Source organism: Mesorhizobium sp. WSM3879, from assembly GCF_002294915.1.
In the GTDB taxonomy this organism is placed as follows: domain Bacteria; phylum Pseudomonadota; class Alphaproteobacteria; order Rhizobiales; family Rhizobiaceae; genus Mesorhizobium.
The window spans coordinates 130,127-140,319 of the sequence record NZ_NSFZ01000016.1 but is presented as its reverse complement, the minus strand read 5'-3'; the positions used below and the strand labels follow the sequence as shown (position 1 = coordinate 140,319).

The 10,193-nt window shown below is 64.8% G+C and carries 2 protein-coding genes and 1 pseudogene; 1 reads left to right on the top strand and 2 read right to left on the bottom strand.

All coding sequences use genetic code 11. The features are described from left to right. Positions 1 to 2,450, bottom strand: a pseudogene (locus CK218_RS26945) (translocation/assembly module TamB); the annotation flags it as partial. Then, positions 2,450 to 4,378, bottom strand: coding sequence for an autotransporter assembly complex family protein (locus CK218_RS26940; RefSeq protein WP_095829456.1), 1,929 nt, complete (start codon positions 4,376 to 4,378; stop codon positions 2,450 to 2,452). The gene CK218_RS26940 and the pseudogene CK218_RS26945, both read right to left, overlap by 1 nt. Before the next feature lie 278 nt (positions 4,379 to 4,656). Between CK218_RS26940 and CK218_RS26935 the strand changes: the two genes are divergently transcribed. Then, positions 4,657 to 10,137: an alpha-2-macroglobulin family protein gene (locus tag CK218_RS26935; protein ID WP_095829455.1), complete on the top strand. Its 5,481-nt coding sequence runs from the start codon at positions 4,657 to 4,659 to the stop codon at positions 10,135 to 10,137. The last annotated feature ends 56 nt before the right edge of the window (positions 10,138 to 10,193 follow it).

The window sequence follows — 10,193 nt, the reverse complement described above, 5'->3', positions numbered from 1 at the left end:
ATGCCGCGCAGGGTCGCTTCGCCGGACGCGATCTCGACGCTGGTCTTGCCGTCGGCGATCTTCACGCGCCCGGTCGCCGTGGCCGGAATTCCGGATGCCGTCGCGCCGCCGGAAAAATTGGTCCAGTCGCCGTCGCGCTTCAGGTCGATGCCGATACCGCTGACCACCGTGCTGCCGGAAGTGACGCTGTCGGCCTTGATCGTGCCCGAGATTGCCGGACCCTTGAGATAGTTGGCGATCAGCGCGTTGACGGTGATCGCTTTCGCCGCCAGTTCGCCGCGGGCGATCGATGTGCTGGCCGCATTGATGGTGAGGTTCGGAGCCGCGCCATCCTTGGCGAAGGCGATCGTGCCGTTGATATCGCCGGTCGCCGTCTGGCCACCTAGCGCCGCCAGCGGGCCGACATCGGGAACGGCCAGCGTCAGCGTGCCGAGCGGCAGGAAAGCTTCGTCAAGCGCAAGGTCGCCCGAAACCTTGTTGTCGCCGAGTGCAAGGCTGAGCCCCCTGATCGCGCGCTTGCCGGCGGCAGTCACCAACGACGCCTCGATGTCGAGCGGCTGTTCCTCGACGCTGCCCGTCAGCGAGATATCGGCCGAGGGGTTGGCGATGTCCGCTTTGCCCTTCGCCGAGAGCTTGATGTCCTTCACCGTGCGGCCGGCCGCCGTCAGGCTCGCGCTGTCGGCCGACACCGAGAAATCCGGCGCCCAGCGCGGACCGCTGGCGGTCAGCGCGAAATTGACCCCGCCGGCAAGCGGCGTGCCCGCCAGCGACGACAGCGCCGATACATCGCCCAGCGTTCCCTTTACGTTTGCCTGGATGTCCGAGCCTTGCGCGCTGGCCGTGCCGCTGGCGCTGAGCGAGCCCGAGGTGAGCTCCAGCTCGTTGGCCGCGAAAGCGCCTTCCGGATCCCGGGTCGCGGTAGCCGAGAATTTCACCCGGTCGCCAAGCAGCGAGCTGATCTGCGGCGGCAGCGCCTTCGATACGGCGTCGGCGTTCATTTTCAGCGTCATCGACAGATCGGCGAGCGAGACGCCGGCGGTCAGCGCGGCATTGAGCGCATCGCTGCGCAACGTGCCCTGGTCGACGGTTACGGAGTCTCGGCTGATCGAACCGGCGAGATCGGCGGCTAGCTTGCCCGTCACCAGCGGCGCCAGGGTCGCCACGTCGGTCTTCAGACCGGCGGCCGCGAGCTTGACATTGACCGGCCCGGTGCGGGTCGCGACGTCGAAGCCGTCGGAATGGACCTGTCCCGTCACATTGTTGAGCTGCGTGCCGCCGACGGCGATCGAGGCCAAGGAGGTGCCGATGTCGACTATCGGCGCCTTGCCGTCGCCAAAGGCGCGTGCGGTCGCCTTCTCGACCGCGACCAGGATCGGCACCGCGCTGGTGCCGACGTCGATGGTGACGGGCTTGTCCTTGGCGGAGAGCTCGACGGCAAGATCGCTGGCGCCCTTCGGGTCGACATTGCCGATGGCCGTGCCGTGCACGGCGCCGCTCTCTACAATTGCGCGCTCGATATCGATCCCACCTGTCGTGGTCGCCGTCCCGGCCACGTCGAAATTCGTCTTGCCGGCAAACAGCGACTTGAACTTCTCCGGCAGGAAGCGCTCGAATTCGCCGTCGCCTTTGGCCTCGATATAGTGGCCCTTGTCGCTCAACTGATGGCGGCCGGTGAGCTGGGCGACGATCTGACGGTCGACGACGAAGGTGCCGATGCCGTTCCAATTGGCGAGCGGCCCCGTGCCGGAGACGACGATATCGACGGGCGGCGCATCGGGGAGCTTGAGCAAATTGGCAATGATGCCGCCGGCCGGCTCTGATGCCTTGAGATCGAGGTCGAGCTTGTTGTCGGCCGGCGCGAAACGGACCTTGGCGTCGACATTGCCCTGCTTGCCGTCGCGGCGGGCGACTTTGAGCACCGTGTCGATCGCCAGCGGCGATGGATCGGCCTTGAGCGAACCCTTGGCGGCAAGTTCGGCAATGCCGCTGCCGGCGAGCTCTTGCCCGAGCGCGATCTCCGGCAGCTCGATCTCTTTGACGTCGATCGAGACCGGCAGACTGTTCGATGCGCCTTGCGACGGCTGTTGGCCGGCTTGTGGCAGCCGCGCCAACTCGATCCGCTCGGCTTCGATGCGATCGGCGTTGAAGTTGCGCGACAAAAGCGCCGTCGGTGACCAGTCGAGCGCCACCTTGCGCGCCACCAGCCAGGGCCCCGTGCGATCCTCCAGCACGACATGATCGAGCCTGAGCTGACCGGACCAGATGCCTTCGATACCGCTGACGGTGATCTTGCGGTCCTCGGTCGAGGCCAGCTTCGAGATCAGACCGGCGAGATTCTGACGGCCGCCTTCGGTGCCGGTCAGCACGCCGAGCGCGCCGATCGCCACCACCAGCAGCAGGAGCAGCGTGTAAAGGCAGATACGAAGGATGCGCCAGAATATCCTCATCATCAGAACGCCTGACCGATGCCGGCATAGAGGCCAAAATGCGGATCGCCCGGATCGCGGTTGAGCGGCACGGCGGCGTCGATGCGCAGCGGCCCGAATGGCGTAAGATAGCGCAGACCGACGCCGGCGCCGACCTTGACGTCGGAGAAATCGGGGAAGGATTTGGTCGAGACCGTGCCGGCATCGACGAACGGAACGATGCCGATCGTGTCGGTGACGGCCATGCGCATCTCGACCGAGCTCTCGAACAGGGACAGGCCGCCGATCGGCTGGCCGTCGATGTCCTTCGGGCCGATACCTTGATAGGCATAGCCGCGCACCGAGCCGCCGCCGCCGGAATAGAAGCGCCTGTCGGCCGGAACATTCTGCAGCCCGGTGCCAACGATCGAGCCGAGCGTGGCGCGTTCGGCGAGGACGAATTTGCTCGCCGTATCGAGCGACTGGTAAGCCGAGCCTTCGCCCTTCAACTTAAGGAAGGTCGCGCCGTTCAAAATGTCGTAGCTCGGCTCGGCATAGGCGAGCGCCCGGAAACCCCTGGTCGGGTTGAGCTTGTTGTCGCGGCTGTCATAGACATATTGCAGCGGAATGCTGGCGATCAGATAGGTGTGCTTGCCGAAGGCGTCGGTGATCCTCGAGTAGTCGAGGTCGAATTCGGCCGAGACCCGCTGCCTCTTGTCGAGGTCGTAGGAGACTCCAACGTCGCCCTTGACCGAGAAATGGTCATAGGCGTCGGGGTGCTCCAACACGGTCTTGACGCCGGTGAAGAACTTCGATGTCGGCCCGAGCACCCCCGGCTTCTCGAACATGATGCCGGCATTGTAGTTGAGCGCGGAAATGCTGTTGCTGCCGATGCCGCTGATGGAGCCGTCGATGCGCAGCTTCTCTGCCTGGCCGAACAGGTTGCGGTGGCCCCAATAGCCTTCGAGCCCCAGTCCTTCCGTGTTCGAAAACGTGCCGCCGACGCCGAAAAAGCGCGGCTTGCGCTCGCTCACCTGGACGTCGATCGGAATGTTACCTTGGGCGTCGAGGCTCTCGCCCTCCTTGATGGTCACGCTGTTGAAGACTTCGAGCCCGAGCAGCCGATCGCGGGCATCGTCAATCTCTTGCGGCGAATATTGCTGGCCCCGCTTTAAGTCGGTCATGTATTCGGTGAAGTCGCGATCGACCTTTTCGGTGCCCTCGACGGTGGTGTCGCCATAGCCGGCGACCGGGCCGGCCGCGACCGTCAGTGTCACGTCGAGCGTCGAGGTGTCATGGTCTGCGACGATCTCGCGATCCGTCACCTTGGCTAGCGGCCTGCCCTCCTCCTTGAGCGCTCGCACGATCGCCGCTTCGGCCTTGAGCACGGCACCCGAACTGGCGTCGCCGCCGGCGATCAGGCCGAAATCGGCGCTCGCCAGGCCGGCCGCGTCGCCTTTCAGTCTGATGTCGCCGAGGGTGAATTTCGGCCCGGCGGCAATGCTGACGACCACCGGAATGGGCTGCGGCCCCTTGAATTCGGCGTCCGGCGGCAGTTCGTCGATGGACTTGCCGTCTATGGTGATGGTGACCACGCCCTCGTAGCGGGCGTCGGCATAAAGGGCGGCAACGAGTTGCTCGCGGTCGCTGCGCGCCTTGGCCATCAAGCCGAGCGACCCCGATACCGGATGCTCTTCGTCATTTTTGAGCGCCGAGGCATCTTCCAGCTTCTTGACCAGATCCTTGTCGGCATCGGGAGCGTCAATGGTCACCGAATAGCGCAGCGGATCGACGATGTCGGCATCCTCGTCCTTGGACGAGCCCCAAAGCTTGATGCCGAAAATCTCGAAAGCAGCCGCCGGCCGCGCTTCGCCGGCGAGCATGGCCGCGCAGACGAGCGCCAAAAGCAGGGCGCGCGGAAGCCCGCGCCCTGGCGCGATCCCTCCTGACATCTGCGTTTCATACGCCGGCATTACGCTAACCTAGACGACAAAACTAAAATTGGAATGAAGTTCTGAAACGCTCGTAAAGGGGCCACAATCCAATTGTCTGAAATAGACCGGGCTTGGAATTCACACCTTTTGCGCCTTCGCAAGAAAGCGTGAACCCTTGTCCCATGGAGGTTCTGTCGAAATACCGGCCTGTGGCCGGCATGGAAACCGTTGGCGGGTTGAAAACCTGCCGCGTTCGGCGTTGACAAGCCTGTTTGATGCTTGATCATGCCCGGACGCTGCAATGTCGGGAGGGTGATATGGCAATGCGCGCGGCTCGTGGTTTCTCGTTCCTCATTCTTCTGTTCTTTGCCTTGAGCGGGGCCGCGCAAGCGGCCGAAGCCCGGCGAATCGTGACGACTGACAATTCCGACTATTTCGGTTTCGACCTCAGGTCCGACCAGAATGTCAGCCTCGACCAATGCAAGACCACGTGCCTCGGCGATCCCGCCTGCCGCGCCTTCACCTACAACACCAAGGCCAAATGGTGCTTTCTCAAATCCGACTACAATCAGCTGAAACCCTTCAGCGGCGCAGTCGCCGGCAAAGTCGCAAACGTCGATGGCGACCCCGATATCGGCGCGCCGCCTCCACTTGCCTTCTTCCCCAACTGGATGGCCGATCAGGCCCAGCAGTTCCGCAACAAGCTGACCGATCCGGCCTATGACAAGCCGACCGAAGGGCTGGCCGCACTTCAAGCCGCGGCCGAGCAGGCAGCGCTGACCGGCGACCATCGCCTGGCCATGCAGAAATACCAGGCGGCGCTGTCCGTCCTGCCCGACGACGGCGCGCTCTGGCTGGCGCTGGCGCGCGAGACGCTCGGCGTGCAGTCGGCTTCCAACACCTCCGAACCCTCTACCCTGCCGGCAAACGTCACCTCGGCGGCCTTCAACGCCTATAAGCTGGTGCGCACGGCAAAGACCCGCGCCGAGGCGCTGGCGCTGCTTGCCGCCGGCCTCGACAAGCGCGACCTTTTCCGGCCGGCCATTCAGGCCTATGAGGCGAGCCTTGCGCTGGTGAACTCGCCAGCCGTGCAGGCCGACTACGCCGACCTCAAGGCACGCAAGGGTTTCCGCGTCATCGACCATTCCGTCGATGCCGATTCCTCTTCGCCGCGCATCTGCGCCCAGTTCTCCGAGGACTTGGTGAAGACCGGCGTCGACTATTCGCAGTTCGTCACCGTCGACAATGCCGCTCCCAAGGCTGTCGAAGCCAAGGACAAGCAGATCTGCGTCGAAGGGCTTGAACATGGCCAGCACTATGACGTGACCTTCCGCGCCGGTCTGCCGGCCGCGATCGGCGAGACGATTGCCGCTCCGGTCGTGCTGTCGATCTATGTCCAGGACCGCGCCCCGTCCGCCCGCTTCACCGGCGACAGCTTCGTGCTGCCGGCCGGCGCCCGCCGCGGCATTCCGGTCGTCACCGTCAACATGAGCGCCGCCAAGATGAAGCTCTACCGCATCGGCGACCGATCGCTGGCGCAGCTTCTGTCCGGCTACCAGTTCCTGCATCAGCTCGACGGCTATGACATTTCCACCATTTCCGACCAGATGGGCGAGCCGGTCTGGGAAGGCACGCTCGACATCGCCAACGACCTCAACAAGGAGGTCACCACCTCCTTTCCGGTCGACGAGGCGATCCCGCAGCGCAAGCCCGGCGTCTATGTGCTGACCGCCCAGCCGGTCGACGACAAGAGCGACGATTATGGTTCGCGCGCCACCCAGTGGTTCGTCGTTTCCGACATCGGTCTGTCCACCTATACCGGCCAGGACGGTCTCAACGTCTTTGCCCGCTCGCTGGGCTCTGCCAAGCCGATTGCCGGCGCCGAACTGACGCTGCTTGCCAAGAACAATGAAATCCTCGGCACGGCGACGTCCGACGCCGAGGGCCATGCCGTTTTCAACCCGGGCCTGACGCGCGGCGAAGGCGGCATGGTGCCGGCGGTGCTGATGGCCAAGCAGGGCGACAACGACTTCGTCTTCCTCGACATGGGCCGCGCCGGTTTCGATCTGTCGGACCGCGGCGTTGCCGGGCGTGCCGCGCCCGGCGCGCTCGACGTCTATGCCTGGACCGAGCGCGGCATCTACCGCGCCGGCGAAGACGTCCATGTCGCCGCCCTTGCGCGCGACGGCGCCGCCAAGGCGGTCGAGAACCTGCCGCTGACCTTCATCTTCACCCGACCCGATGGCGTCGAGAACCGCCGTATCGTCAGCGACGGCGCTTCCGCCGGCGCCCATTCCGTCGATCTGTCGCTCGAGCCTAACGCCATGCGCGGCACCTGGTCGGTGTCGATCTACACCGATCCCAAGCAGGCACCGGTCGCCAGCCATATGTTCCTGGTCGAAGACTTCGTGCCGGATCGCATCGAGTTCGACTTGACGGCCGACAAGAAGGAAATCGCGCAGGGCGAGACAGCCAATGTCAGCGTCGACGGCCGCTTCCTCTATGGCGCGCCGGCCGCCGGCCTCGCGCTTGAAGGCGAGATGACGCTGTCGACCACGGACAGCTGGGATCGGTTCAAGGACTTCACCTTCGGTCTCGCCGACGAGCAGTCGGCCGAACCTTCGGTGACGCCTTTGGCCAACCTTCCCCTCGTCGGCGACGACGGCAAGGCGACCTTCCCGGTCTCGATCGACCAACTGCCCTCCACGACCAAGCTGATCAACGCCAAGGTCACAGTCCGCATGCGCGAAGCCGGCGGCCGTGCCGTCGAGCGCTCGCTCGACATCGCCGTCCATCCGGAAAAGGAGATGATCGGCATCCGCCCGGATTTCGAAGGCGGCGAGGTGCCGCAAGGCGGAACGGCGAAATTCAGCATCATCGCCGTCGATCCGAACGGCAAACGCGAGGAGCTGAAGGGCGCGCAGTGGTCGCTGGTCAAGGTCGAGCGCAATTACCAGTGGTACCGTTCGAACAATTCCTGGAACTATGAAGCGGTGAACCTCACCAAGGCCGTCGCCAACGGCCAGATCGACCTGAAAGCCGACGGCGAGGCGACCGTGTCGCTTCCTGTCGACTGGGGCCGCTACCGGCTCGAGGTCGAGACGGCCGACCCCGATGGCCCGGCGACCAGCTATGAGTTCGACGCCGGCTGGTACGTCGCCTCGACCACCACCGAAACACCGGACGGCCTGGAGATCGCTCTCGACAAGGACACTTACGCCGCTGGCGAGGTGGCCAAGCTCAAGGTGTCGCCGCATTTTGCCGGCGAACTCCTGGTCACCATCGGCGCCGAGAAGCTGTTGAAGACCGTCACCGCTTCGGTGCCGACCGGCGGCAGCACCGTCGACATCCCGGTCGGCAACGACTGGGGAGCCGGCGCCTATGTCACGGCGACTTTGTTCCGGCCCGGCGATGCGCAGGAATCGCGCATGCCGGCCCGCGCCATCGGCGTCAAATGGCTGACCGTCGATCCGGGTTCGAAGAAGCTCACTGTTGCGCTTACGCCGCCTGAAAAGACGGCCCCGCGCCAGCAGCTGTCGATCCCGGTCGCCGTCAGCGGCGCGCAAGCCGGCAGCAAGGCCTATGTGATGGTCGCGGCCGTCGATGTCGGCATCCTCAACCTCACCAACTACAAGGCGCCCGATCCGGAGGGCTGGTTTTTTGGCCAGCGTATGCTGGGTCTTGAAATCCGCGACCTTTATGGCCGCCTGATCGACGGTTCGCTCGGCACCACCGGCAAATTGCGGACCGGCGGCGACGGCGCCAACATGCAGTCGCAGGGCAGCCCGCCGACCGAGAAGCTGGTCGCCTTCTTCTCCGGCCCGGTCGAGCTCGATGCCAACGGCAAGGCGCGGATCGATTTCGACATCCCGCAGTTCAACGGCACCGTGCGCGTCATGGCCGTCGCCTGGACCAAAGAGGCCGTCGGCCATGCTCAAACCGACGTCATCGTGCGCGATCCGGTGGTGATCACCGCCGGCCTGCCGCGCTTCCTGGCGCCTGGCGATGCCGCGACCATGCGTCTCGACATCGCCGACACCGACGGCCCTGCCGGCGACTACAAGCTGTCGGTCACCACGACCGGCGATCTCTCGACCGGCGACAAGCCCCTGCCCGAGAAGCTGACGCTTAGCCAGGGCAAGCGGCAAGCGCTCTCATTTCCGCTGATCGCGCAGACGGCGGGCGACGCTTCGATCACCGTCAAGCTCGCGCATACCGGCGGAACGGAGGTCGAGCAGACGCTCTACCTGCCGGTGCGCCCGGCGCAGCTCCCGGTCACCAACCGCATGGTGGTCGACCTGAAGCCCAACGGCGGAGCCTTGCGCGTCGACAAGGAGCTGCTCGCCGCAAGCGTGCTCGACGGTGCTTCGGTCAGCATCGGCGTCTCGCAGGCAGCCGCCTTCGACGTCCCTTCGCTTTTGATGACGCTCGATCGCTACCCCTATGGCTGCGCCGAACAGACAACCAGCCGCGCCTTGCCGCTGCTCTATGTCAACGACATGGCCAAAAGCATCGGCATGGAGAGCGATCCGGACCTGCATGGGCGCATCCAAGATGCCGTCTCTAAGGTGCTGAGCTACCAGGCATCAAGCGGCAGCTTCGGCCTCTGGGGCCCGGGGTCCGGCGATCTCTGGCTCGATGCTTATGTCACGGAGTTCCTGACCCGGGCACGCGAGCAGAAATACGACGTGCCGGCTCAGGCGATGAACCAGGCGCTGAACAACCTGCAGAACTCGCTTGGTTATGACCAGGACGTCCAGGATCGCGGCAGCGAGATCGCCTACGCGCTCTATGTGCTCGCCCGCAACAAGAAGGCCTCGATCGGCGATCTGCGCTACTATTCGGACACGCAGCTCGAGTCCTTCTCCAGCCCGATGGCTGTCGCCCAACTGGCCGCGAGCCTGGCGCTCTATGGCGACACCCAGCGTTCGGAGGCGACTTTCCAGACGGCCTTGCGGCTGGCGCAGGCAAGCACCGAATACGACTACTATCGCTCCGATTATGGCTCGCCCCTTCGTGACGGCGCGGCGATGCTTGCGCTGGCCGCGGAATCGAAGCCGGTGCCGAGCATCGTGCCGCAGCTGATCAGGCTGGTGGCGCGTGAACGCGCCGACGCCCGCTGGACGAGCACGCAGGACGAATCCTGGATGCTCCTTGCGGCAAGGGCGCTGAAGGAAGGCAACAATTCGATCACGCTTTCCGTCAACGGCGCGCCGCATACCGGCGGCTATTCCGATCGGGTTGCCGGCAACGACCTTGTCGACAGCCCGCTCGCCATCGCCAACACCGGCACGACGGCGCTGCAGGCGGTGGTCACCGCGGTGGCCGCACCCGTCGAGCCGCTGCCGGCCGGCGGCGACGGCTTCACCATCGATCGTACCTACTACAGGCTCGACGGCACTAAGGCCAACATCACCGAGGCCAGGCAGAACGAACGCTATGTGGTCGTGCTCAAGGTCTATGAGCAGAACAAATGGCCCTCGCGCCTGCTGATCACCGATCTGTTGCCGGCCGGCTTCGAGATCGACAATCCGAGCCTGGTGTCCAGCGCTCAGTTGTCGAACTTCTCCTGGCTGGCGCAGACCGACGCCGCGCATCTGGAGTTCCGCGACGACCGCTTCGTCGCCGCCTTCAATCCCAACGAAGGCGACGGCGACCGCAACATCACGCTGGCCTATGTCGTGCGCGCCGTGACGCCCGGCACCTATGCCCATCCGGCGGCGACGGTGGAGGACATGTACCGGCCGCAATATTCGGCCCGCACCGCCTCCGGCATGATGGAGGTCAAGGCGGAGTAAGTATTCCGACGCTGGCGATCACAAACATGTCGATAGCGCTGCCCATCATCCAACTG